This is a genomic window from Klebsiella scottii (assembly GCF_036561945.1).
Classification (GTDB): Bacteria; Pseudomonadota; Gammaproteobacteria; order Enterobacterales; family Enterobacteriaceae; genus Klebsiella; species Klebsiella scottii.
The window spans coordinates 42,550-66,747 of sequence record NZ_JARXNI010000018.1 but is presented as its reverse complement, the minus strand read 5'-3'; the positions used below and the strand labels follow the sequence as shown (position 1 = coordinate 66,747).

The following is a 24,198-nucleotide window of genomic DNA, read 5'->3' as shown; positions in this document are numbered from 1 at the left end:
CGACGTCTCAATCAGGCATTGTCGAAGCACGGATTGTGAGAAGCTTTGACTGCAAAAGTATGGCGGGAAGATGACTATTTAATGACCGGAGGCGCAGCTGCCGGGCGGACGGGCCGCCCGGCGGATATATTGAATCATTGGCGCTCAGGCCGCGCGCATGCGGCCTGAGCGCGGCGGAGATCGTCAGAAGTCGGCTTTCAGCACCACCCGATAGCGCGCCTTGCCTTCGCGCACGTGCTTGAGCGCCTCGTTGATTTGCGACATCGGGAACAGCTCGGTGGTCGGCGCCACTTTGCTGCGCCCGGCGAACTTCATCAGCTTGCGCAGCTCGGACGGGTTGCCGGTCGCCGAACCGGAGATGCTGCGGTCGCCGCCAATCAGGGTGAAGGCGGGAACCGGGAACGGCTTCATCACCGCGCCGACGGTGTGGAAGTTGCCGCCCCAGGAGAGAGCTTCGAAGTACGGCTGCCATTCGAGATCCACCGCCACGGTGTTGATGATCAGGTCGAACTGGCCGGCCAGCGCTTTTAAGGCTTCAGGATCGCGGCTGTTGACCACGCGATCGGCGCCCATCGCCAGCACTTCCTGCTCTTTCGCCGGGTTGGAGCTGAAGGCGGTGACTTCCGCGCCCATCGCGCGCAGCAGCTTGATGGCGATGTGGCCGAGGCCGCCGATGCCGATGACGCCGACGCGGCTGGTGGCGGTGACGCGATGCATCAGCAGCGGTTTAAAGACGGTGATGCCGCCGCAGAGCATCGGGCCGGCGGATGCGATATCGATGCTTTCCGGCAGGGGGATCACCCACTGCCAGTCGGCGTGCAGCTTATCGGCAAAGCCGCCGCGGTTGATGATGGTCGGCACCGAGCCTTCCAGACAGTTGATCTGGTTGCCGCTGATACAGGCGTCGCAGTGCCCGCAGCTGCGCGCCGTCCAGCCGATGCCGACCTTCTGACCAACCTTCAGCCCTTTCTCCTGCGCCGCGCTGCCCAGCGCCGCTACGCGACCAATGATTTCATGGCCGGCAACCAGCGGGTAGCTCGACATGCCCCATTCGTTGTCGATCATCGACAGGTCCGAGTGGCAGATGCCGCAGTACTCCACCTGGACCTCAACATCTTCCGGCCGGAGTTCGCCGGCGTCGTATTCCCATAGCGACAGATCGGCGCCCGCTTCTTTGGCGGCGTAGCTTTTAATTATGCTCATGACGGTTTCCTTGGTTTTGGCATAGATAAGAAGGAAGTGTAGAGCATTGGGGGTGGCGACGCCTGGCAGAAGGAGGTGTGGGGAGGGGCGAGAAACGAAGAGCGGCTAAGGTTCCCCCGGCGGCGAGGGGAACGGAGCCCAGATTCAGGCCTTCAACAGCAGCGCATTCAGCCAGGTTTCGCTGCGGTCCGGGCGCTTATCCAGGGTTTGCCACATCCGCGTGATGTCGATATCCGCCAGAGCGGCGACCAGCGTCTTGAGGCCCGCTTCATCGAGGTCGGTAAAGCGTCGTCCCTCCTTTTCGCGCTCGCCGGCACCGTATTTAAACGAGACGTACCAGACGCCGCCGGGTTTGAGCGCCGTCGCCAGCCGCTGCATCACGCCGGGAAGCTCATCTTCAGGAACGTGCAGCAGCGATGCGCAGCACCAGATCCCATCGTAGCGTGCGGTTTCGCTGATGTCGGTAAAGCTGCGCTGGCGGACCGGCAGCCCGCTGTAGCGCGCCGCCCGCGCCACCATCTCCGAGGAGGCGTCAAAGGCTTCGACCCGATAGCCCATCTCGGCGAAAGCTTTCGCATCGCGCCCGGAACCGCAGCCGGCATCGAGGATCAGCTCCGGCGGAGTTAGCGCCTCAACGAAGGGGGCGTACAGGGAGGACATATCGACAGCGACGGTGGCGGTAAAAAAGCTGTCGGCGTTGTGTTGGTAATAGTTGATGGTCATCAGAAGATATCCGGCCCGGCGGCCTGGGGCTCCCATTCATGAAGCAGGGTAATACGCGCGGTATTCCAGGCGTTGTTTAAAAAATCATGCCTGCGCGCCGGCGTGCTACCGGTCTGACGGATGAGCGTTTCGCGCAGCGGCAGGTGGCTGGTAATAAAATATTCGTTCCTGTCGCGCAACCGGTAGAGTAATTTTTGCGACGGCACCCGCATAAACTTGCCCCGTTCGCCGCGGTTGCAGCTCCGGCAGGCGAGGACCAGATTCCAGACGCCGTTGATATTGCCCACCTCATGACGAGCGCTCCACGGGATAAAGTGGTCGACGTCGGCCAGGTTCTCGTCGCCGCTATCGAGGCTAACCGGCGTGTAGCAGTAGAAGCATCGTCCTTTTTGGTAGCCGTTGAGGCTGTCGCGACAGCTGGAGATGGCTACCCGACGGGCGCTGCTGGCGCTGAACAGCTGCTGTTCGGCCGCATCGTACTCGATGGCGATCAGGCTGCGGGAGACGTTCATCGCCCACGCCTGCTCGACCAGCCGCCAGCGGGCCTCGGTTTCATGGAGCAGGTTCGGGTACTGCTGGCGCTCGGTCAGCCGGTAAAAGCTGTCGGTCAGGCGGATGCCCTTGTGCGTCTTGCGCTCGTCGATAAAAAAGCGCTTATCGATTTCGCCCTGATTGACGTTATGAAACTTATCCAGCACCACGCTAAAGCCGAGCTTCACCGTGGCGGCGGTGAGCCGATCCTGGCTTATCTCCCGGCGGTTAAAGCTGTCGCAGGTATTAAGGAACTGGCTTCTGGCGGAGGTGATCTGTTTCGGCGCCTGCTGCAGATGGCGGCACAGATGCTGGCTGAAGGGCAGCGCCAGGTCTTCGAGCAGGATCAGATCGCTGCCGTCGCGGCGGACGTCGTACAGGGCGTGGGCCAGCGCGAACTTATAGGAGGCGACGTTCTTGCCAAACAGAATAATGCCGCGCCAGTAGTTCTCCAGCGTGGGTTCGATCTGATAGAAACGCATAGCGGGCACCCTGTTATTGGGAAAGTATCGGCGTTATTACGCGAACCAATAACAGGATCTGATAACAAATGGCTGGAAATGTAAACCGCCCTGAAGCGTTTGCAGGTTTTTGCGAGCGGGTTCGGAGATAAATGCCTGAGAGAGCAGGGGAGCGCGCGGGTTAGCGCGGCAAAAGGCAGGTTGCGCTGTTTTTTTCGACACTTAGCGTAGCCGGCATACGCTGTTGCTTGCATGGCAGCCAACGACAGGTATAATCCACAACGTTTCCGTATCCCTTCTGTGCCGGAGTGGCGAAATCGGTAGACGCAGTTGATTCAAAATCAACCGTAGAAATACGTGCCGGTTCGAGTCCGGCCTTCGGCACCATCGGAACATCAATAGACGTCAACGGACGTCTTTTTTTGTGCCTGAAATCCAGTATCCGCAAGGCTTCCCTCGCTTTTTCACTCAACCTAAGTCAACCTGATTCAATCTACATCAACTTACTGATGCGGGTACAACTGCGGGTATATCCCGGTTCGATAATGTTTGTACCCACACAGAACCCTTGAAAGGATACTCATCATGGCTCTGAGTGATGTGAAGGTTCGTTCGGCTAAGCCGGAAGCAAAAGCCTATAAACTTACTGACAGCGAAGGTATGGTTTTGCTGGTTCACCCTAATGGCTCCAAATACTGGCGGCTACGTTATCGCTTCGGTGGTAAAGAGAAGATGCTGGCGCTTGGGAAATACCCTGAGGTTTCGCTGGCAGATGCCAGGGCGCGCCGGGATGAAGCCCGTAAGCTGTTAGCTAATGGCGTCGATCCCAGTGAAAACAAGAAAGCCGTTAAGGTAGAGCAGGAGCAAGAGGCGATAACGTTTGAAGTGGTCGCCAGAGACTGGCATGCCAGCAATCAAAAGTGGTCGACATCGCATAGCGCTCGTGTATTAAAAAGTCTCGAAGATAATCTCTTTGCTGCCATTGGTACGCGGAACATTGCGGAACTGAAGACTCGGGATCTGCTTGTACCCATCAAAGCCGTCGAGTCCTCCGGGCGTCTTGAAGTCGCTGCTCGTTTACAGCAGCGTACTACCGCGATTATGCGCTTTGCTGTGCAGAGCGGCTTAATCGACTACAACCCCGCACAAGAGATAGCCGGTGCCGTTGCTACAGCGAAAAGACAGCATCGCGCTGCTCTGGAACTCAATCGTATCCCTGAATTACTTCACCGCATCGATCACTATTCTGGCAGGCCGTTAACTCGACTGGCGGTTGAACTCACCTTGTTGGTTTTCATTCGTTCAAGCGAGCTTCGTTTTGCACGCTGGACAGAAGTGGATTTTGAAAAAGCTATGTGGACGATACCAGGCGAACGTGAACCTCTGGAAGGTGTTAAACACTCTCAACGTGGTTCGAAGATGCGGACGCCTCATCTTGTTCCCTTGTCGCGACAAGCTTTAGCTATTTTGGAAAAGATCAAAAACATGAATGGAAATCGAGAGCTGATTTTTGTGGGCGATCACGATCCGCATAAGCCGATGAGTGAGAATACGGTGAACAAGGCTTTGCGAGTTATGGGCTATGACACCAAAAAGGAAGTCTGTGGGCATGGTTTCAGGACGATGGCCTGTAGTTCACTTATTGAATCAGGATTGTGGTCGAGAGATGGAGTGGAGCGGCAGATGAGCCATCAGGAGCGTAGTTCTGTGCGTGCGGCTTATATCCATAAGGCGGAGCATCTGGGGGAGAGGAGGTTGATGCTGCAGTGGTGGGCGGATTATCTGGATGCCAATATGCAAGAAGTTATCTCTCCCTTTGACTATGCTAAAATTAACAATCCATTGAGATAAGTTGGAACGAACCACTTCATCAATATTCAGTTAAAAAAGACTCAGCCCCAAAGGGCAACAAACATACTCTAAATCGCCAGAATATTCATAATGATGTATATTCTGACGATTTACTGAACCGAATTGACTGTCTAATCATAGTGAAAAGTAAGATCTTTGATGATGGTTATAGGTAGTTGGGTGTAGTAATAATTAATACTGGTAAATGTGAGGGATATCACTACCCGTAATGGATGGTAAGGTTTTGGTTAAGGTGGGCGAGGCGCAATCCAGATCCGCATTGTGCCTCGCAAAACTCACCGGGAATTATTTAACTGTGACCTGTCCGTTCATAAGCAAGGGAAGGAGCCAGTCACGGAGTCTAACTAATTCATGGTTTTGAAATGCGACAGCCATAATTTTATCAAAAACAGGATTAGCCAACTTATAGTATTCTACAAGCGTAGATGATGGAGGTAAAGCTATTGGACTTTCGTCAATAACACCTTTATTAATATGAGGTTGCTGCGCCCCTGTTCTTAAACTCATTAATCGAGGAACTTCACTGCAAAAGTAAGGGTAAATAAAAGAACTCTTATAGATGTCGCTTTCTCTTATTCCGACAACCGACTGGTTGGTAGCGGCATCTATACCTAATATTGAGGGGCGAATATAACGAACAATGGAAATAACTACTGTCCCTTTAGATAACAAAGTTGCAGAAGAGTTTTCAATTCCTGATGAAGTTATCATCTGTTCAGATGATACAACAGGAAAAGATGCTGTTTCAGCGGAACTAAGCCAGGGAATATTCGCATTTTTCCAATAATCATCATTTTCTGTCGATGGTGTACCACCTAATACAGTTTTGGTAATAGAACCAATATTTGTTACACTCCAACCCGCCGGAATTTCCCTTTTCAGCGTGGTGTTATACTCCATCTTTCCGCCGGAAGTTTTATACGGTTTTCCGTTGGCATCAGGGAAATTAAACTGTACAAACCAGTAGTCGTACAGCGTTTTCGCCATTGCCTCCAGTTCGGTGTTGATGTGACTGTTGAGGGCGATTTTTTCGTCAATATTCCTGAGAGTGCTGGCTATTTTTCTTTGTTCATCCAACGACGGAAGGCTTATTTCAAACTCAGAACAATCAGGTACTCGAATATGACTGACAATTGAACCAGTGCTATCATGTCTGCGAAATTGGTATTGCAAATCCGGAGATAAAAATGAATACAATAAAAAAGCTGAGTCCAATTTTTGGGGATCAGCTCTATACTGCATTATTCTTTGACCAAGAAATACAGTGTCCGTAAAATCAACATAGCCGACTTCTCCCATCGGGGCTTCGCGAGTTAACAATACATCGCCCTTGTCAACAGTTGCACGCCGAGTCCATTTTTTAAACGTTTCTTTCTCAACATAACGACATCCCGTCAAATTAATTCGGCCACCTTTAATATTTGGCGTGCGAATCATCTTGTAAGGAGTTTCGTAATCAACACTAGGTGCGGTTTTGTTAACACAATCAACAATAAGCTCACATAATTCAGCTATTTTAACCCTCGGCCACTGATTATACTTCATACTTCAGCCCCGCCATCTGCTTCTTAATCTCCGCTTCCAGCTCGCGCGACTGGCTAAACAAACCCTCCAGATTCTCCGTAAACCCTTTCATCTTTGCGGCAAACTGTTCCGGCGTCATATCGGTGTATTCAATTTTTACATCAAAATACTGTCCGGCGCTAAAAGAGTAATTTTTCCCGGCGATCTCGTCATAGCTGACCACTACCGAGAAATCCTCTTCGCTCCACTTATTGTTGAACACTTCGCAGATGCGCTTCTCTTCTTCTTCGGTCAGTACCGTTTTCTGGTTTTTACCGTCTTTGACCTTTTCACCTAAATTCGAGGCGTCGATCAGCACCACTTTCTCTTTGTTGCTGGCGTCAATAAACAGGATCGACACGTTGGTGCCGGTGGTGGCGAAGATATTCGACGGCATGGAAACCACGCCCGCCAGCATCCTGTTTTTCACCAGGTGTTCGCGAATCCCTTTATCAATGCCCGACTGCGCGGTGATAAACCCGGTCGGCACCACCACCGCCGCCTTACCACCCGGTTTCAGCGAGAAAATGATGTGTTGCAGGAACAACTGATAAATTTCCATTTTGTCCCTGGCTTTGGCTTTGATTTTCGGTATCCCGGCAAAGAAACGTTGCTGGTTTTCTTTGCTGTCGAGATCGTCGCGGAAATCGCTGAAATCCATCTTGAACGGCGGGTTGGAGACGATGTAGTCAAAGCGTTTCAGCGCGCTGCCGTCCTTGTGGAACGGATGCAGAATGGTGTTGCCCTGGATAACGTTGGGGATCGAATGCACCAGATTGTTGAGGATCAGGTTCAGGCGCAGCAGGCTGGAGGATTTCTGCGAGATATCCTGCGCAAAGATGCTGCAACGATCTTCTCCGATGGCATGCGCCACGTTCATCAGCAGCGTGCCGGAACCGGCGGACGGATCGTAACAGCTTACGTTACGCACCACGCCCTGCTGCGCTTTCGGCACCAGGATTTCCGCCATGATGCGCGCCACGGCGTGGGGAGTGTAGTATTCCGCGTATTTGCCGCCGGAGTTGCTGTTGTAGTCTTTGATCAGGTATTCAAAGATGGTGGCGTAGAAGTCGAATTTCTGCGTGAAGATGCGTTCAAAGCTGAAATCGGCCAGTTTGTTGATAATGGCGCGGCAGAAGTCGTCGCGCTTTGATTCGTCGGCGATGTACTGGCTCAGGCGTTCAAACAGCACCACTTTCGCGCCGCCGTCGGTTTTGACCGCGAAGACGTCGTTGTTGGTGGCGGCGATGTCCATCAGGGTGTCGTCAAAGGTGGTGGAGAAATTAGCCTCATTTTGACGGTTGTATAAATACTGAATGAAGTGATGCGGTTTCAGACGGGCGGTGTCGGCGCTCATCTTCAGCTGCAGCTTGTCACGCTGTTCCTCCCCCATCTGATTAAGCACGACTTCCCATTTTTCGGCGCTGGCGATGCTTTTATCCACCTTTTTGGCTTCAAAGGCGAATTTGTCGTTCAGGAATTTGTACAGGAATGCCTGCGTGATGATTTTGAATTCGTTACCGTCGTTGCCCAGACCGTAGTTCGCACAGATGCTTTTCAGGCTGTCGATCAGGGTTTTGGTTTTGTCTCTAAATTCCAGTTCTACCACGTACGTGCTCCGGTATTAAATTCGTTCAGGTATTCCGCCACAATCAGGCGGTTAATGTCGCCAGCCGCTTTCGCACTGAGGGTGATGTGCTGCTGTTGTTCAAAATGGTCAAGTACACATGACACAATCTGGCGCTCAAAGTAGCTTTCATTGTTCAGTATCTGGCTGTTGTTCAGCACTTTTTCATCCGCATCCAGCTTAACGCCAAGCAGTGCTTCGAAGATTTTACGCTCTGGTTCGCTCAGGCCGCCGCGCTCGCGCAGGCGTTTGTGGGTACGCGCGTATTTCACGTCGCCCCGGTATTTCTGGCGCAGCAGGTTGTTCTGGCGGTTCAGCTCTTTGATGCGGTCATGAATTTTATTGAGTGTGCCGATATTCGCAACCATTTCTTCCTGCGTGACTTCGCTGAGCTTCTTTTTCTTGAACAGGCGCTCCAGTTCGTCTTTCAGGCTGACAAACTGCGGATCCTGTTGGTCGAAATTTGCGGCCAGCGCCTCGCGGGTACGTCGCAGCGTTTCTTTCAGTTCGTCGGCCAGTACCAGCTCTTCTTCACCCACTTTATGGAATTCAAAGATCACCTCTTCCAGCGCCCGGTGCAGCAGGCCGGAGAGGTCAACGCCCTGTTCCAGATCCGCTTTCAGGTTGAGTAAGTCGAGGCGGCGGCTGGCTTCGCGGTAAAGAATGTTGAGTTTGTTGAAGTCCAGCGCCTGAAGAAATTCAGTGTTGCCCTGGAGGCGGATGAGGTTGTACAGGCTGCGGGCGTCGGCGAGCGCGTTTTTCAGCGCCAGCGCGGTTTCCCTGTCCTGGATCTGGTTTATCTGGTCAGTGAAGATTTCCGCGTTTTCCGTGTCGAAGGTAAACAGAACGTCTTTGATGTGTTCGATTTCTTCGCGGATTTCTTCCGCCGATTTGAACAGGCGGGAGTAGTGCTCCATTTCGTCGCCCAGTTCGGCCTGTAGCTCTTCAAAGTAGGCTTTGTTGGTGGCGTCAAATTCCTTGCGGATGTCGGCGAAGTCCACCACGTAGCCATAGCGGAAGTGGTTGTACGTACGGTTAACGCGGGTCAGCGCCTGGAGCAGGTTGTGTTTTCTGATCACCCGTCCGAGGTAGAGTTTTTTCAGCCGTTTGGCATCAAAGCCGGTGAGCAGCATGTTGTAGACGAACAGCAGGTCAATCTCGCCCGCCTTGAATTGCTCCACCCACTCTTTGCGTTCCTGCTTGCTGCCGATGTCGTGCAGGATCAGGGCGGCGCGTTTTATTTTCCGCGTTTCTTTGGCGTGGATCTGGTAAACGGCGGCGGGTTCTGCGGCCTGTAATACCGGCATTTCGTCGGTGACGTCATCGGCGACGGTGGGTGATTCGGCGTAGTCAGTGTTGAATAACTCAAACATCTGTCTGGCCTGTTCAGAGCTGTCGCAAATCACCATGCCGCCGATGGTGTCATCATTCAGCGCGCCCCGGCTTTTGGCAAAGTCGGTGACGATGTAGTTCAGCATCGGTTTGACGAAGCTGGGATGGGCATAGATGAATTTGCGATCCACATCGCCCATTCTGACTTCCACCTCTTTTAGCGCCTGTTGCAGGATCATCCGGTAGTTGGTGGCGATCTCTTCGCGGATCAGGCGCAGCGTGTAGCCATCGGCAATGGAGGCGTTGTAGTAGTATTTGTGGATGTAGTCGCCGAAGATATCACGGGAGTTGTAGTCCGTTCCCAGCAGCGGCGTGCCGGTCAGGCCAATTTTGATGGCGTTGGTATCCGACTGGCTTAAGTTCGCCAGGAAGCTCCCTTTAGGGTTGTAGCTTCGGTGGACTTCATCGAGGAAGTACACGCGCTGGATGCTGATGTCGTAGTCTTTGGTGGTGACGACGTCCGGGTCATCGCGGAATTTCTGGATATTGACGACGGTGATTTCCGCTTTGCCGTGGTGGTTGTGCAGCGCCTGCGTCGCTTTGATATCGCGGGTGAAGGCTTCGCGGGAGTCGATAAGGTGAACGATTAAGCCACGGGCGGAAAATTCACGCTGCGCCTGCTGGAGCAGATCCAGACGATCAACAATAAAGTAGAACTTTGGGATCACCTGCTGATTTTGGAAGTAATCGGTCAGGAAGCGCACGTTGTAATAAGCCAGCGCGGTTTTTCCGCTGCCCTGAGTGTGCCAGATGATGCCTTTTTTTACGCCAGCGTTGAGTTTACGTTCGATCGCTTTGGTAGCGAAGAGCTGCGGGTAGCGCATGATGTGTTTCTGGATGCCCCCCGACTCGGCGACGTATACCAGTGCATAGCGCAGGATAAATGCCAGCCGATCTCGGCTTAACAGCGCGGTGCAGAGGCGGTTGGTCGGGCGGTTGTGATCTTTATTGGTCTGAAATTCTGGGTTGGTGCGGATTACTTCCAGGTTGTTGTCTTTCAGGATGGCGATTTCGGTTTCTTCTGGCAGTGGTTTCAGTAACGCCGTCAGGTTGAAGAGTTCTTCTTCGCGAAAGTAGTTGAATACCGGGTTGCTGTAAGAGCTGCTGGCGTAGAAAGCCCCCTGAATCGGCTCCGGGTCGCTGTCGTCATACTCCATGTTGTTGGAGAAGATCATGAACTGGGTGATATTGGCGAAGCGTTTGAATTTGGGGTTCTTAAAGCGTTCGTTGATGCGGTTGCGTTCTGCGACTATACCTTCGCGGTTGTTGGGTTTTTTTACTTCGATAAAGATCAGTGGCATGCCATTGATCAGTAGCGTGATGTCCGGGCGGAACTCTTCATCGCCGTTTTCGCAGGTTAGTTCGGTGACGACATGGAAGCTGTTGTTGTTGAAGTTATCGAAGTCTATCAGTTTGATGCCGGAACGGTCGCTGAGTTTTTCGAAGAAGGCGCGGCCCAAGTCGTCGTTGTCGAGAAGCAGCGTGAGGTCTTTTAACAGACGCCCGATGTCGTCGGGCGCAATTCCGGGGTTAATTCTGCCAACTGCAGCGGTGAAAAGGTCAGGAAAGATATTGGTTACTTTGTCCCAGTGTTGTTCCTTCAGGGACAGGTAGCGGTAGCCTAGCCGTATCAGGTGGAGGATGACGGGGATTTTTACCCGGGTGTCTTCGGTGAATTTCATCGTATACCCTGTTTTGATTTTTATCACGTCTCAGGCCATGCAGCGCCCCATAATCCTAGAACGGCTGGCAGTATAATGTATGCTCAATTGATATCTATGTTACACGTTCTCTGTTAACTGCCGGAGTACATTTGTCGCGCTTTACTGAAAATGATAACCGCCGTGCCAGACTCTGAAATTTTTCGTGAAAATCAAGAATGGTGGCAAAGTTGCGTATCCAGCTCTGGTCGATCATGTTTTCGCTTGGAACGTCGATCGGCGGTTCGCTAGGAATCAACGCCCATGTCAGGCCAGAATACGCCGCTAAGGCAGAAGAACGGTAGCCGGTTCTGGTTCTGCACAATTCACTCAGATAACTGGTGAAGTCACAGATAGCGCAGACTAAAGCTCTGCATGGCACGAACCTTTAGTTCGGTGAAACCATCCACAAAGGTCGCTCAACCTGCAAATACGGGTTGTAGTGGATCAGTAATTTAGGATGCTCAGGCAGTACAGAGCCTGTACATCTACTCACTAGCGGGCAAGCTGAATCGTTATCAGTCTCAGCTACTATGCATCATCAACATGTGACGTCTCCCGAACCACACCTAGCGTAAGACAGTAGATAGCGAATGTTGACGCAATAACTTGCCCATCCGCAACCAAACTCCAGTTTGGAAGAGCAGTGACTGAAAATATTACTCTTCAAACAACTTCTCCAGGCATTTAACTTCTTGTAAAGCTTCTTTATTCAGGATATCAAAGTACAACCAACCATTATTGTTATTTCCAGTCAGATCTATTTTCCAGTTGGTCTTTACGTACCAGGCCAAAGCAGCGCGACATGTAACAGAATGTACATTACCGCTGATCGAAAACTCGCGGGAGATTTTATCTACAATCTCAGGTCGAAGATCCTTTTTGAATGCAATGATAAAGGTAACCTCCTCATTCCATTCTCTGTCCGTCAACTCTGCAACCGTCGGCAGTATCGATTCCTCTTGCTCAACATCAAAAATTCTCGATAACTTAAAGTTTTTAAACCCACTCAGTTTTGGATCCGAATCGTTTCGATCATAAGCTCTGAAGTACCAGTTTTTCCGATCTACAAATAATGCTGATGGAAATAGTATCCGTTTGCCATGCTCGCCACTTTCTGAGCCATATGTGCATTTGATCGCATAGCGGCCTTTTATTGCCCTGGTGACAACATAGACCTGTTCTTCCTTCAAACGCTCGGGTAGATAAAGCGGGTCTATCTCATCAATCGGCAGCATCGGACGTTTTTGCATCAGCTCCGAACGAGAGAAACCATACTGGATCAGATTCAGCGCCGTATGAACACTAATCTGCACCAATGGAGTATAGGTACCATGAGAAATAATCGTCCTTTTGGTTGCCGTATCAATACTACAGTTACCTGGCTTGAGTTCCCGATATAAAGCAAGATCTTTTGAGGCTGCAGCCTGTGCAACTTTGAACTCAGCCATAATTTCGGCCCTGGATATGCTGCCGAGGTAGCGTATACACAAATCGATGTACGCCAGTCGCTCTGCCTGAGGAAGCGAATAGGCTTCAACAAGCAGTTCCAAATGAACGTCATGAAATTCTGTCATCGTAACACTCCGATAGATGATACATTAAGTATACTGTCCATTATTACATGTTGATCTACTGCTTGCAATGAGTTAGGATTGACACCTGTTGATAAATTGATCATCAGCAGTATCGTTCTGGAGGAATATTTGGATAGAACAATTGTTCTGTATGAGTATTTCTTCTGAAAGGGATGGTGAAGGTTGTTTGCAGACAACCTTCACCAGAAAAACAAAACCTCTGCGGAGGAATAATCCGCCACTTGAGCCCTGCTAATCGCATTTCGAGTATACGTTATTCACAACGTAATCGACAAGCGTGGCTCCAGTAACGGTACCAATAAACCGATTTGGAGTAACAGATGGAAAAAGTAACCGACCAGTATTCACCCGAAATTGCGCGGCACAAGCTCAATGCTTATTTTTCAGGCAATTTCATCATGCTTGACGTGATAAAGCGTTTGCAAAAATCAAGCCTGTGCGTATTTGCAGCCTTATGTGATGGAAAAACGATCACAACTGCAGGGTATGAAATTAATGCCGATTTTAGCGTTAAACGAGCATCTGCGGTCATTCACTCCTTGAAGCTGAAGAATCTCCCTGTCTCAACAAATTCCGTTTCAACGGGCTCTGATGTTGGTGGAATCACCAATCAGGCGGTTTTTTTCATCAGTAAAGAGGATCTTCATTCTCTGAAATCCGAACCGGAGGAGATTATGAGGAAATGCGCAAGGTTACACGCGCAACATAAACGTTCACATGCACAAAGGGACATTGCTCGTCTATGCAAGGAGTTTGGCAAGGAAGCGATACTTAAATTAGTAAACCAAGCTGCAGCCAACCCTAAGATGCCTCCTGATGGGATGAGTGCATGTTAATCGTGTTAGGGGCTGTTTGCCCCTTTTTACACTAACTTGTAGTGGTCAACTAAAACTGGCCACCGCTTTAGAGTTTTTCCAGTATCGATTTTCCGATTCGTTTGGGGGTAACCCACCGTTATAGTCATGCGGCCTTAGCGAGCTGTAATACCCGACGATATAGTCTGTGATCGCATGAGCAGCTTCGCTAAAGTTTATATAACCTGCCACTGGCACCCACTCGTTTTTAAGACTTCTGAAGAAGCGCTCCATCGGGCTGTTGTCCCAACAGTTTCCACGTCGACTCATACTCTGCCTGATCCGGCAACGCCACAGTAACTGCCGGAACTGCCTGCTTGTATAGTGGCTGCCCTGGTCACTGTGGAACATCACTCCGGCTGGTTTACCGCGAGCTTCCCACGCCATTTGCAGCGCTTTGATAGTCAGATTGCTGTCCGGTGAGAATGACATTGCCCAGCCCACAGGTTTCCTTGCGAACAGATCGAGAACAACAGCAAGGTAAGCCCAACGCTTGCCTGTCCAGATGTACGTCACATCGCCGCACCACACCTGGTTAGGTTCAGTCACTGCGAACTGTCGCTCAAGGCGATTCGGGATAGCGATGTGTTCATGACCACCACGTTTATACCGGTGGGTAGGCTGCTGACAACTCACCAGCCCCAGTTCTTTCATGAGCCGGCCGGCAAGCCAGCGTCCCATTCTAAAGCCTCTCAGGGTTGCCATAATGGCGATACTTCTTGCGCCAGCAGAGCCATGGCTGATGATATGCAGCTCTCGAACCTGACTGCGTAACATAGCTCGCCAACCGTCTGGCTTTTCGGAGCTTTTTTCCCAGTATTTGTAGCTACTGCGATGAACTCCGAATACGTGGCAGAGGGTGACCACAGGATACTGCGCTCTGAGTTTCCCGATTAACGAGAACTGTTCAGGGAGTCTGACATCAAGAGCGCGGTAGCCTTTTTTAATATGTCGTTTTCCATTTCAATGCGTTGTAGCTTTTTCTTTAGCTCACGTATTTCAATCTGTTCCGGGGTTATAGGGGAGGCTTTAGGTATTTTGCCCTGTCGTTCATCCCGCAACTGCTTTACCCATCGCGTCATGGTAGAAAGCCCCACGTCCATAGCACTGGCCGCAGCTGAAACGGTGTAGTTCTGATCAAGGACCAGTTGAGCGGATTCGCGTTTAAACTCTGCACTGAAATTTCTTTTTTTCATTGAGGCACCTGTAATGTTCTGAGGTGAGCATATCACCTCTGTTCAGGTGGCCAAATTCAGTAAACCACTACATTATTATCACCACTGTTATTTATTTAATAACTATGAAGTTGATCAGAAAATAAGGAGAAAATCCACATGTCCTGATAAATTTCACTATTTGCCATAACCCATATACTACCGCTAAAAGTTCACCAAAAATAAGATAACTTTAAATAAAATCATAAAGTTAAAATAGACTTTCTGCTAAACAGCCTATACCCTAATCCGCATGTTATAAATAAGGTATTGGGTAGTTTATGGCTCTACATGGAAAGTTTGTAATCAACGATGCGCATTACTCTCCGTTATCGTTTCCTGGGATAGGGACGTTTTTAGCATTCTCTGGCGATGGTATTTATCGCAATCGGGGGGCTTGTGGAATGAAACCGACTGCAGGCCCGGTTCCGGCGGGTAAATACTGGATTGTTGATCGCCCTGAAGGTGGACTTAGATCGCAATTTAATGCCGGTGTCCGGGATATTTATAACCATGTAGCGAACGGTGCGACGTTCAGGCATAACGAATGGTTTGCTCTGTGGCGGGATGATTGGGGAATCGACGATTACACATGGATTGCTGGTGTTGAGCGCGGTAATTTCCGTTTGCATCCCGGCACGCTGTCAGAAGGTTGTATCACCCTTCCACATGATTCAGATTTTGCCATGTTACGCAATGCGTTACTGAGAACACAGCAGGTAGATGTTCCTTGTATGAGTAAACTAAAGGCATACGGCACAATTGAGGTGATTGCCAATGGCAAAACATGCCCTTAGCTTGTTCATTAAGATAGCGCTGTTTTTTGTGGTTATGGCGATTGTCGCTAAGGTGATTCCTTACGACAATTTAGTCAGTTCAATCATTGGTCTTTTCGATTACCAAAGCGCCAGTAATTTTACTAGCTTCATACTGGGTGAACCTGATTTAGAGGTGTGGGAATCGTTACATATTTACTTCGGTATCCTGATTAATACCCTGATCAGTGTTCCTGTCATGAGTGCGATTATTACCACTTACAGCGGCGTTACACATAAGGTTAGTCCAGCCAACCTCCCTGAGGATTGTATTTTATCCACACTGCGACGTTTAGCTAAGTTATTTGCGTTTACGTTGTTGTTCTGGATACTGTTCCGCTTTCTGCCTTACCAGGCTTTTCTCCCCGATGGAGAAAAATATTCAGATCTCATTATTACGGCAATCATCACTTTCAATTTTTTGCTAACGGTGGCTTGTTATAGGGTCATTATGAATACAATCACAACCAAAAGGAGTTTGTAAAATGCCTGTTCCGGCTTATATGTGGCTTAAAGATGATGGCGGCGCAGATATTAAGGGATCTGTAGACGTTAAGGATCGTGAAGGGAGTATCGAGATTATTGGTTTTAGTCACGGTTTGAACATTCCGGTGGACGGTGCCAATGGCAAGATCACTGGCAAGCGATCGCACTCTCCGATGATGATTGAAAAGGAGTTTGATAGTTCCAGCCCGTATCTATATAGAGCCGTATCTATGGGTCAGACGCTGAAAAGCGCGGAGATTCGCTGGTATCGCATTAACTATGCAGGGCAGGAAGAGTGCTACTTCATTATGACCCTCGAGGGCGTGAAGATTACAGGCGTGAATCCGGGTATGCCAAACGCTAAAATGGCCGGTAACTCGCAGATCAATCATATGGAATCTATTGCTCTTATGTACGATAGAATTACATGGCGCTATGTCGATGGTAACGTGCAGTATACCGACGACTGGAATGTGAGAGCGTAGCCGGATAGATAAGGGAATGTGACGGTCCCCCAACATGTTCACACGCACCATAGGCTTGCGCGCCTCAGCGTTAACGTGACATGGCCTTTCATAGCGATCGCCCTTCAAGGGAAAGCTCTTCTACTAAATTATTTCGCACATCCCGAGCATACCCGACGTAATACTTTATTGATGGGGATGTGTTTGTCTCAAAATACTCTATTTTCCCCGGAGAGCTAAATGAAAAATAACCGCTCCTGACCTATCAGGAGCGGTATTTATTATGTTCTCGCGGCTTTCCCCGCAATCACCCCAATAAACTCCCGGACCTGCTTCTGCTTACTCGCCGACAGCTTCTCCACCCGGCGCATCGCCTCTTCCAGCTCCGGTTCCGGCTCAATCGCCGTCAGCACGATACAGCCCACCATGACCCGAACTTCTACCTTCGCACCCGTCGCGAACCCGGCCGCCTCCAGCCACTGGCCCTTCATAACGATAGCCGGAATACGGGTATAATCCGGAAAGCGGCTCGCATAGCTCACGGTAAGCTGGCGCTTATTTTTCACCGGCGCTTCTGCATCGAATGAATCTGCAATACAATCGGTCTCAGTCATAATTGCTATTCCCTGTAAATAGTGATTGTGATGAGCGATGCGGACGTGCGCCAACACGTTCGCATCGCGCTAAATAACATCTGTAAATTTAACCAGTGAGGGAAATAAAGTCCAGCGGATAATAAAACTTAATCAGCGTCTTCTGGATTATTTTAAGAATCTGTGAATAATATTTAATCTTTATGTATATAGCGCATGAATAGAACAAATGAATGGATTTATTTTCTTATTAATAATGAAATGGTTTAGCGCTAAATATTATTATCAGCCATCGGAAAAACGTCAGTCTCGCCGCCCCATCCTACGAAAACCCCCGCCCGTCTCAGCGCTGATACCAGCCCGCCACCACTTCCGCCAGATCGTCCTCTACCGTATAAAAATAACAGGCCGGGATATTCAGCACCTCCGCCAACCGGCAGGCCAGCGCGAAATCCGGCGTGTGGATACCGCGCTCATACTGGTTCATCCGCGCGCTCGCCGTCGCCTCATCGATACCCGCGAGGATACCCAGCTTCTGCTGGGAAATTCCCGTCCTGAGACGCGCTTCTTTTAAACGGTGCGGCAGCATGATGATCCTGAAAGGCTGGAAACAGAATCACGATTCTGGAAGCTGCTGGTTGAAAATGTACTAAGTATTACTTAGTGTTGTGGTGAGAATATGAACGACTTCGCGCACACAAAGGAATGAATGAGATGAACAGAACCGATATGCATCAGGCTGATATTATTGCGCAATTGAAAAAACGTAACCTGTCGCTGGCGGCGGTGTCGCGCCAGGCGGGACTGAGTTCGTCAACGCTGGCCAACACGCTGTCTCGTCCCTGGCCCAAAGGGGAGTTCTTAATCTCCCAGGCGCTGGGGAATCGACCCTGCGGAAATCTGGCCGAGTCGCTACTTCGATCGGGAGGGTAACCCGATCGACAGAAAGAAACTGATTCGTACAAAGTTTTGAACGATCCGCTTGCGAAGGCGTGACGTGGATAGCTATTCGCAGGGCAGTACATCTGGCCACCGGCTAACGCCAGTAACTGGATGAATAAAGTGACAAGGGGAGGAGGCATCCCTGTGCCTCCATGCTACAGGGCGGCGGATACCATCGCCTTGCAGCCGGCAACCTAAGTCGCCAGCAGTTTTCAACCAGGGCATACTGACCGTGGGCAATGGCCAGCAGAGTCTGTACCTTATCGTAAGGATCGGATACCTACGAAGCGAGATGCCTACGGATATATCTAATCCACAGGCTTTTTTATTTCACAAAGAAGGTCATTTCAATGAGGATGCCGTAAAGCATTGGCAATAGCATCAGGCCCAGCAAATTGACCAGCGGCGGAAGCTGACGAATGAATAAAATGGGAAACATCAGGAAAACCACGATGATGGTGATGGGCAGGGTGCGCCACTCGCCGCGCCGCTGCCACAGCGCCCATCCGACCGGAACCACCAGGAAGGGCACGATAACCAGCATCCGCGTGGCCAGCGCATCCTTCCCCGGCCAGGCGCTGCCCCCTCGCAGAATACTGTAAAATGCCACCGCAATAATCGACACTGACGCCAGCCAGAAAAAGGCATTAACGTATTTATGGGCCGCTCCTCCGGCTTTAAATCGCCGATCGAGCGCCGGGTAGCCCCAGATAAAGGTGGCAACGACCGCTAGCATCAACCCGGACTGTAGCGCCATCTTGGGTGATGCCTGGCCCGGCAGCCAGGCCGTATAGCCCCAGAACAGAACGGCAATAACGGCGCCCCAGCTTATTGCCAGTCCGGGCTTGTCGAGCTCGTTAAGAAGTCGGGGATTAAGCCGCTCCTGAAGAGCAGGGTAGTGCTGCCGTATCTCGCTGACTTGCTTCACTAACTGCTGCAGAAGATCGGGAATCAGCCTTGCCCACCACGGGACCTCCGTGCCTTTTTCCGCCAGCAGGCGCCATTTCAGCTGTGCCAGGCGGCTACCGGCATAGCGCGCTGCCAGAGCTTGCCAGTAGTTTTCCTGTTCGCTATGGGTTATCTGTTCTTCAAGCGCGAAGATAGCCCAGTCGGGAAGTTGAGACGAGTGGTAGCGGTCAATCTGCCAGTCCATCACCGCGGAAACTTCATTTAACAAACTACGATTAAGCCCCGGCTGTTCGCTTAGCGATTCGGCCAGCATCAGGCTAAATGCCTGCCTGGCCGCAAGCGCATCGGGTATTTCATTATCAAGATACTGGTGCAGTTCGCCCAGCCCGCTAAGCTCGTCGCTGATCAATAACGTGGCAAGCCCCTGAGCGCGACGCCACAGATCGTCCCTGCTCCAGCTCGTTTCCGGCAGCGCCGGCTGTTCCAACGTCAGCCGCTGAACATATGCCGCCATCGGCGTTGGCTCAGGCTCTGCCCGCTCCAGGGTTTCCTCTTCGGGTAGAGTGGCGAACGAACTGGCATAGCGTTTAGCGCTATCAAACGCTTCGCGCAACTCCTGAAATCCTTGCGGGTCGTCAGCCGGCCGCCGTTGCTTTAATTCTCGAGCATAGGCGCGGCGGATCTCCCGTTCGTCCGTTGTGGGTTCAATGCCGAGTACATCCCAAATTGTCGCCATCGTTAAAATCCATTATTAAACTGATCCAGTACCCGGCTCAGCTCATCCTGTGCCGAAGTGATTAAACGCAAATCCTGTTTTTCCAACGCTTGTTCGAACTGCGTGGCGTAGTAATCAATAATCTGCCGATTTTCACCCAGCGCTTGCTCATAACGCTTCGCGGCTTCTGCGAGCAGCTGGCGATTCGCCGGGAGATCTCGCGGGTGTTGCTTCAGCGCGTTGAGCGCCTGCAGACGCTGGGCAATTTCTTCTGCACTCAGCGTTCCCGGCGCCTTCTCGATGACCATCGTCGAGGCGGCCCCCTGGCCGCTGACTGTGCACGCCACTTCCAGGATACCGTCCAGGGTATAAGTGAAGCGTACGTCTATGCTGACTTCGCCCGCCTTACGAACCGGAACTTTAACGGACATTCTGTCGAGTAGCAGATTATCGCTGACTTTACGCGACTCTCCTTGATAGACCTCAATCTCAATCTGGCGCTGGTTATCGCTCATGGTGCTGAAGGTCTGCATCACACTCACCGGAACAAATGCATTGCGCTCGATAAGCGGGGAGAAAAACCCTTCTTCTATTTTATCGCCGCTACGTCGCGCCACCGCGATCCCAAGCGAATAGGGCATCACGTCGGTCAGGACAATATCATCCAGGGCGCGGTCCTGCGCGATTAAGCCCGTCTGAACGCCGGCACCGAGCGCGACAACTTCATCGGGATTCAGCTCACTACGCGGAAACAGGCTGAACATGCGGGCCACCAGCTGGCGTACCAGCGGCATTCGCGTGGCTCCCCCCACCATAATCACGTGATCGAGCTGACTGACGTCAAACTGCGCATCCTGCAGCGCCTGAAGCACCGGCTTTTTGAGCTTCGCCAGCAGCGGACTACAGCACTCATGGAACGTGTGTTCATCCAGCTCCCAGCGGTACTCCGTCCCGGCATGCATCAGCTTTACGCTGGCGATATCCTGGCTACTGAGCCTTTGCTTCAGCTCTTCGGCCTGTTGGGTGAGGGCCGCTGACAGCTCGGGGTGGTCCGGCGTCAGCTCAGGATAACGGCTTATCATCCACTGGCGTACCGCCTGGGTAAAATCGTCGCCGCCAAGCCAGGCGTCGCCGCTGCTGGCCCGCACCTCAATCACGCCGTCAAACATATCGACAATCGAGACGTCAAACGTGCCGCCGCCAAGATCAAAGACCAGGAACTTTTGCTCTCTGGCATCGGCGAGGCCGTAGGCCAGCGCCGCCGCCGTGGGCTCATTGAGCAGGCGCTCAACCTTCAGCCCGGCCATCTGTCCGGCGGCTTTAACCGCCTTGCGCTGCGAGTCGTTGAAATAAGCCGGCACGGTAATCACCGCGCGCGTGATGGGGCAGCCTAGCGCCACTTCGGCGTCGGTTTTTAATTTACGCAGCACTAATGCGGAGAGCTCTTCGGCGCGAAACGGCCGGGCGCCGAGAGTGAAAACTTTATCGGTGCCCATGTAGCGCTTGAAGCTGGCGACGGTCAGATGGGGATGGCTAACCAGTCTGGCTTTTGCGGCTTCGCCTATCAGCAAATTGCCTTCGTCATCAACGCCCACGGCTGAGGGCGTCAGGCGTTCGCCTTTAGCGCCGGTAATGAGCGTGGTCCCTTGTTCGCTAAAATATGCAACGGCACTGTTTGAAGTGCCAAGATCGATCCCGATTATCGGTGAAGAATTGCCTGTCATCGCCTTATCCCTGACATGTATAACTGACCGTTTTCTTTAATGACCTGATGCGCAATGCGCCAAAAGATTATAGGTAATGGCTGGCTTTTGGGCTTCGTTTTTTAAACCCATGCTATCGCCGCCGCACGACAAGGATTATTGGCCAACCCGTTCGCCGGAACCTGCGGCCGTTTTCGTCCCTAAACGGCTGCGTGCCTGATGTGGAATGCAACATCAACACCAGGCGATGACGCAAATTTTCGGGTAGGACGCGCGTTTTTTATGGCGATACGCGCCAGTGGTCGTAATAGATATGCTCGATCTGGAGATTGGTGTCTTCCTTATCCCCGGTCAGGCAGTAGGCAATCGTGCCGGCGAAGTTGAAAGCCACTCCCAATCCTTTGCCGCTAATCAGGTTACCATCTTTTATCACGTCCCGATCGACATAGACCCCGTCCGTTACGTTTTGCCAGAGGTCCCCTGAACAGACGTAGCGCCGGCCTTTTAGCAGCTTATTACCTCCGAGCACGCGCGCCGCGGCGGAACAGATAGGGCAGATCAGTTTTCCGGCGTCGTCATGCCGGCGGATAAACTCGATGACCAGCGGATTCGCGGCCAGACTTTGCGTGCCCTGCAGGCCGCCGGGGATGACCACCGCATCGAATAATGTATCCATGCTCCTTTCCAGCAGCGTATCTGCAAACATGCGTATATTGTGGTAGCTACGCACCTCCAGCATATCCTGACAGGACAGCATTTTTACATCGATCTTCATACGGTGCAGGATATCTATCACCATAACAGCTTCTGCTTCTTCAAAGCCTGGTGCCAGCAGGACGGCGACGCTCTTAGTCATACTCTCTCCATTAAATTAGCAATGAAAATCATGGTTGGTTGAGAGTAACAAATAACCTCTTTATTATGAAACGTTGTTTCATTAACTGGCGAGATTGCCAGTAGCGCGAGTAGTACTCGCCTGTCTTCATATTTGTTAGCCGGGTAACGACATTTTTTACGTAGGTGTAATAGGCGCCCTCGACCTCACTGGACGCATTATAGAATGGTCTTGTTTAGCGCGGACAGCGAGGCTTCATTGCCCAATACGCCCCTACAAAATCACGCTGCCAAAGTTCAGCGGGTTGCGCATCACGTGGGCCAGGGTATGTAAATTTTCAGTGCAGACTTCCCGCGACCAGGCGCCGCCGAGGCAAATACGTATGGCGTCCGGCGGGTTGTTATCGGTACAGAACGCGGCGCTGGAGACGGCGCTGACCCCGAGATCGCGCAGTTTCACCGCCATTTCCGCAGGGTTCCAGTTAAAATGCCGGGGGAGCTGCAGCCAGAGGTGGAAGCCCTCCGGGGTTGCCCGATAGCTGAACTCCTTGAGAATATCTGCGGCTATTTTCTGGCGGATCGCCGATTCGGCGCGCACCGACTGCAATACCCGATCCGCCGTCCCCTCCTGAATCCACTGCGCGGCCAGGGCGTTGGTCAGCGGGCTGGCCATGACGTTCAGCGCCCGCAGCGCCCCCGCCAGCAGCTGCGTATTACGCTTGCCCGGACCTTTAATAAACGCCGTGCGCAGCCCGGGGCCGAAGCACTTCGACATTCCGGTGAGATACCAGGTCAGTTCGGGAATCAGCTCGCTGAAAGAGGGGATATGCCGGGTCGCCAGCGCGGCGTACGCCTCATCCTCGATCACCGGGATGCTGTAGCGTAGCGCGACGTCCGCCAGCGCCTCGCGCCGGCGTAACGGCAGGGTCAGGGTGGTCGGGTTTTGGATCGTCGGGTTGACGTAGAGCGCGCGAATATTGCCGGTCTGGCACTGATGTTCAAACGCGCGCGGCAGCGGGCCGTCCTCATCGCAGGGGAGGGATTGCAGCGTAATATTCAGCTGGCTGGCGATGGCTTTCAGCCCGGGATAGATTAAATCGCTGACGCACACGCTGCCGCCGTGGCGACACAGCAGCGTCAGCAGCCCCACCAGCGCGCTGTGGATCCCCGGCGCGACCAGAATCTCGTCGATGCTGACCGGCGGCAGCTGCTTCTCCAGCCACACTTTCGCCATCGCTTTATCATCCGCCTGGCCGCCAAAATCCTGGTAGCGCAGCAGGCCCAGAATATTTTTCTGGGTAAATAGGTTAATGGCCCCTGCGGCGATCGCCTGCGCCAGCTCTTCTCCCGGCTCAATCGGCGAGTTCATGGTCATCTCATAGCTGCTGCCGCCGCTGAGCGGCACCGAGGGCACCTTGCCGCGGATAAAGCTCCCCATCCCCGGACGAGAGTCGATCAGCCCGCGCCGCCTGGCTTCGGCGTAGCCGCGGGTCGCCGTGGTGTAGTTCATCGCCAGCAGGACCGCCAGATCGCGTAGCGGCGGCAGGCGGTCGCGGGGCTGAAACTCTCCGCTGTTGATACCATCGGCAATGATATCGGCAATCAGCAGGTAGGCCGGGCGCGCCGTATGCTGCTGTTGATGGGTTTTCCAGCGGTTGGCGATTTTGTTCAGCATGGGGATCCCCTGAAAAGAGCGGCAAAGAGGGACACTATTCCCTGTTGTCGGGTGCTATGCAATCATATTTACCATTGATTGCATCATTGATTGCATAATGATTTTGATTGTGTGCATTTATGGTGCAAAAAGGCATCAAATCGGTGCGTTTACCGCGCCGGTGTCCGCCTCGCCGACGATAAAGGCGGCGCGACAGGCCACGATAAAATTTTTTTAGCGCACAATTTGAGCAATTGATAGGCCATTGATTGTATCACCCCTAACGCCCGCTGGCACGGCGCTTGCTCCACTCCCATGGCATCACCTGCAGATGTGCCATAACGG

Annotated in this window: 19 protein-coding genes, 1 tRNA gene and 1 pseudogene; 7 read left to right on the top strand and 14 right to left on the bottom strand. The window is 52.0% G+C overall.

The genetic code is table 11. The annotated features are described in order from the left end of the window. Positions 1–183: 183 nt before the first annotated feature. The 3 genes from ahr to QFI97_RS02225 all read right to left on the bottom strand — a co-directional run bounded on the left by ahr (position 184) and on the right by QFI97_RS02225 (position 2,939). The gene (gene ahr, locus QFI97_RS02235) at positions 184–1,203 is read right to left on the bottom strand and encodes an NADPH-dependent aldehyde reductase Ahr (protein WP_346430507.1); all 1,020 of its coding nucleotides are present in this window, start codon (positions 1,201–1,203) and stop codon (positions 184–186) included. 144 nt (positions 1,204–1,347) lie between these two features. Further along, complete coding sequence (locus QFI97_RS02230; RefSeq protein ID WP_095104226.1) at positions 1,348–1,926, bottom strand: class I SAM-dependent methyltransferase; 579 nt, start codon at positions 1,924–1,926, stop codon at positions 1,348–1,350. Further along, entirely contained in the window at positions 1,926–2,939 is a 1,014-nt protein-coding gene (locus QFI97_RS02225) for an HNH endonuclease (RefSeq protein WP_346430506.1), read from the bottom strand. Before QFI97_RS02225 ends, QFI97_RS02230 begins: the two co-directional genes overlap by 1 nt. 281 nt (positions 2,940–3,220) lie before the next feature. Between QFI97_RS02225 and QFI97_RS02220 the strand changes: the two genes are divergently transcribed. Next, positions 3,221–3,305: transfer RNA gene (locus QFI97_RS02220), tRNA-Leu, on the top strand. Between the two features lie 198 nt (positions 3,306–3,503). After that, positions 3,504–4,769, top strand: coding sequence for a tyrosine-type recombinase/integrase (locus QFI97_RS02215; RefSeq protein WP_346430505.1), 1,266 nt, complete (start codon positions 3,504–3,506; stop codon positions 4,767–4,769). A 306-nt stretch (positions 4,770–5,075) separates the two neighbouring features. Here QFI97_RS02215 and QFI97_RS02210 read toward each other — a convergent pair whose 3' ends face one another. The 4 genes from QFI97_RS02210 to QFI97_RS02195 all read right to left on the bottom strand — a co-directional run bounded on the left by QFI97_RS02210 (position 5,076) and on the right by QFI97_RS02195 (position 12,649). Next, positions 5,076–6,335, bottom strand: coding sequence for a restriction endonuclease subunit S (locus QFI97_RS02210; protein WP_346430504.1), 1,260 nt, complete (start codon positions 6,333–6,335; stop codon positions 5,076–5,078). Next, positions 6,325–7,962 carry an HsdM family class I SAM-dependent methyltransferase gene (locus tag QFI97_RS02205; protein ID WP_346430503.1) on the bottom strand — a complete coding sequence of 546 codons (1,638 nt, stop codon included), beginning with the start codon at positions 7,960–7,962 and terminating at the stop codon, positions 6,325–6,327. Before QFI97_RS02205 ends, QFI97_RS02210 begins: the two co-directional genes overlap by 11 nt. Beyond that, on the bottom strand, positions 7,956–11,054 hold the full coding sequence (locus QFI97_RS02200) for a type I restriction endonuclease subunit R (RefSeq protein ID WP_346430502.1): 3,099 nt from the start codon (positions 11,052–11,054) through the stop codon (positions 7,956–7,958). Before QFI97_RS02200 ends, QFI97_RS02205 begins: the two co-directional genes overlap by 7 nt. Positions 11,055–11,731: 677 nt before the next feature. Then, the gene (locus QFI97_RS02195; protein ID WP_261145935.1) at positions 11,732–12,649 is read right to left on the bottom strand and encodes a WYL domain-containing protein; all 918 of its coding nucleotides are present in this window, start codon (positions 12,647–12,649) and stop codon (positions 11,732–11,734) included. Between the two features lie 341 nt (positions 12,650–12,990). Here QFI97_RS02195 and QFI97_RS02190 point away from each other — a divergent pair, with 341 nt between their 5' ends. Then, complete coding sequence (locus QFI97_RS02190) at positions 12,991–13,506, top strand: hypothetical protein (protein ID WP_000416975.1); 516 nt, start codon at positions 12,991–12,993, stop codon at positions 13,504–13,506. Positions 13,507–13,551: 45 nt separating this feature from the next. Here QFI97_RS02190 and QFI97_RS02185 read toward each other — a convergent pair. Beyond that, positions 13,552–14,720, bottom strand: a protein-coding gene (locus QFI97_RS02185) for an IS3 family transposase (RefSeq protein WP_346430501.1) whose coding sequence is annotated in 2 segments (ribosomal slippage) — positions 13,552–14,471 and positions 14,471–14,720 — 1,170 coding nt in all. Because the reading frame shifts where the segments join, the coding sequence is not laid out codon by codon here. Between the two features lie 299 nt (positions 14,721–15,019). Here QFI97_RS02185 and QFI97_RS02180 point away from each other — a divergent pair. The 3 genes from QFI97_RS02180 to QFI97_RS02170 are packed head-to-tail and all read left to right on the top strand — an operon-like array spanning position 15,020 to position 16,524. Then, positions 15,020–15,535 (top strand): DUF2778 domain-containing protein, encoded by a 516-nt coding sequence (locus QFI97_RS02180; RefSeq protein ID WP_346430500.1) that lies wholly within the window; start codon positions 15,020–15,022, stop codon positions 15,533–15,535. Next, positions 15,516–16,037 carry a hypothetical protein gene (locus QFI97_RS02175; protein ID WP_346430499.1) on the top strand — a complete coding sequence of 174 codons (522 nt, stop codon included), beginning with the start codon at positions 15,516–15,518 and terminating at the stop codon, positions 16,035–16,037. The genes QFI97_RS02180 and QFI97_RS02175 overlap by 20 nt, the downstream gene beginning before the upstream one ends. Position 16,038: 1 nt before the next feature. Beyond that, positions 16,039–16,524: an Hcp family type VI secretion system effector gene (locus QFI97_RS02170; protein ID WP_346430498.1), complete on the top strand. Its 486-nt coding sequence runs from the start codon at positions 16,039–16,041 to the stop codon at positions 16,522–16,524. Positions 16,525–16,784: 260 nt separating this feature from the next. On the opposite strand, the gene symE is transcribed toward QFI97_RS02170, so the two are convergent. After that, positions 16,785–17,117 (bottom strand): endoribonuclease SymE, encoded by a 333-nt coding sequence (gene symE, locus QFI97_RS02165; RefSeq protein ID WP_346430497.1) that lies wholly within the window; start codon positions 17,115–17,117, stop codon positions 16,785–16,787. A 322-nt stretch (positions 17,118–17,439) separates the two neighbouring features. After that, positions 17,440–17,685: a helix-turn-helix transcriptional regulator gene (locus QFI97_RS02160; RefSeq protein ID WP_095104202.1), complete on the bottom strand. Its 246-nt coding sequence runs from the start codon at positions 17,683–17,685 to the stop codon at positions 17,440–17,442. A 125-nt stretch (positions 17,686–17,810) separates the two neighbouring features. On the opposite strand from QFI97_RS02160, the pseudogene QFI97_RS02155 reads away from it, so the two are divergent. Then, positions 17,811–18,069, top strand: a pseudogene (locus QFI97_RS02155) (helix-turn-helix domain-containing protein). A gap of 294 nt (positions 18,070–18,363) precedes the next feature. Here QFI97_RS02155 and QFI97_RS02150 read toward each other — a convergent pair. The 4 genes from QFI97_RS02150 to QFI97_RS02135 form a co-directional block, all read right to left on the bottom strand. Continuing rightward, positions 18,364–19,683 (bottom strand): J domain-containing protein, encoded by a 1,320-nt coding sequence (locus tag QFI97_RS02150; protein ID WP_346430495.1) that lies wholly within the window; start codon positions 19,681–19,683, stop codon positions 18,364–18,366. Positions 19,684–19,685: 2 nt separating this feature from the next. After that, positions 19,686–21,386, bottom strand: a complete 1,701-nt coding sequence (locus QFI97_RS02145; RefSeq protein WP_346430494.1) for an Hsp70 family protein — start codon at positions 21,384–21,386, stop codon at positions 19,686–19,688. Positions 21,387–21,645: 259 nt separating this feature from the next. After that, a complete protein-coding gene (locus QFI97_RS02140) occupies positions 21,646–22,221 on the bottom strand; it encodes a DJ-1/PfpI family protein (protein WP_095104198.1) in 576 nt (191 codons plus the stop codon). Between the two features lie 252 nt (positions 22,222–22,473). After that, on the bottom strand, positions 22,474–23,874 hold the full coding sequence (locus QFI97_RS02135) for an aminotransferase-like domain-containing protein (protein WP_346430493.1): 1,401 nt from the start codon (positions 23,872–23,874) through the stop codon (positions 22,474–22,476). Positions 23,875–24,198 lie beyond the last annotated feature (324 nt).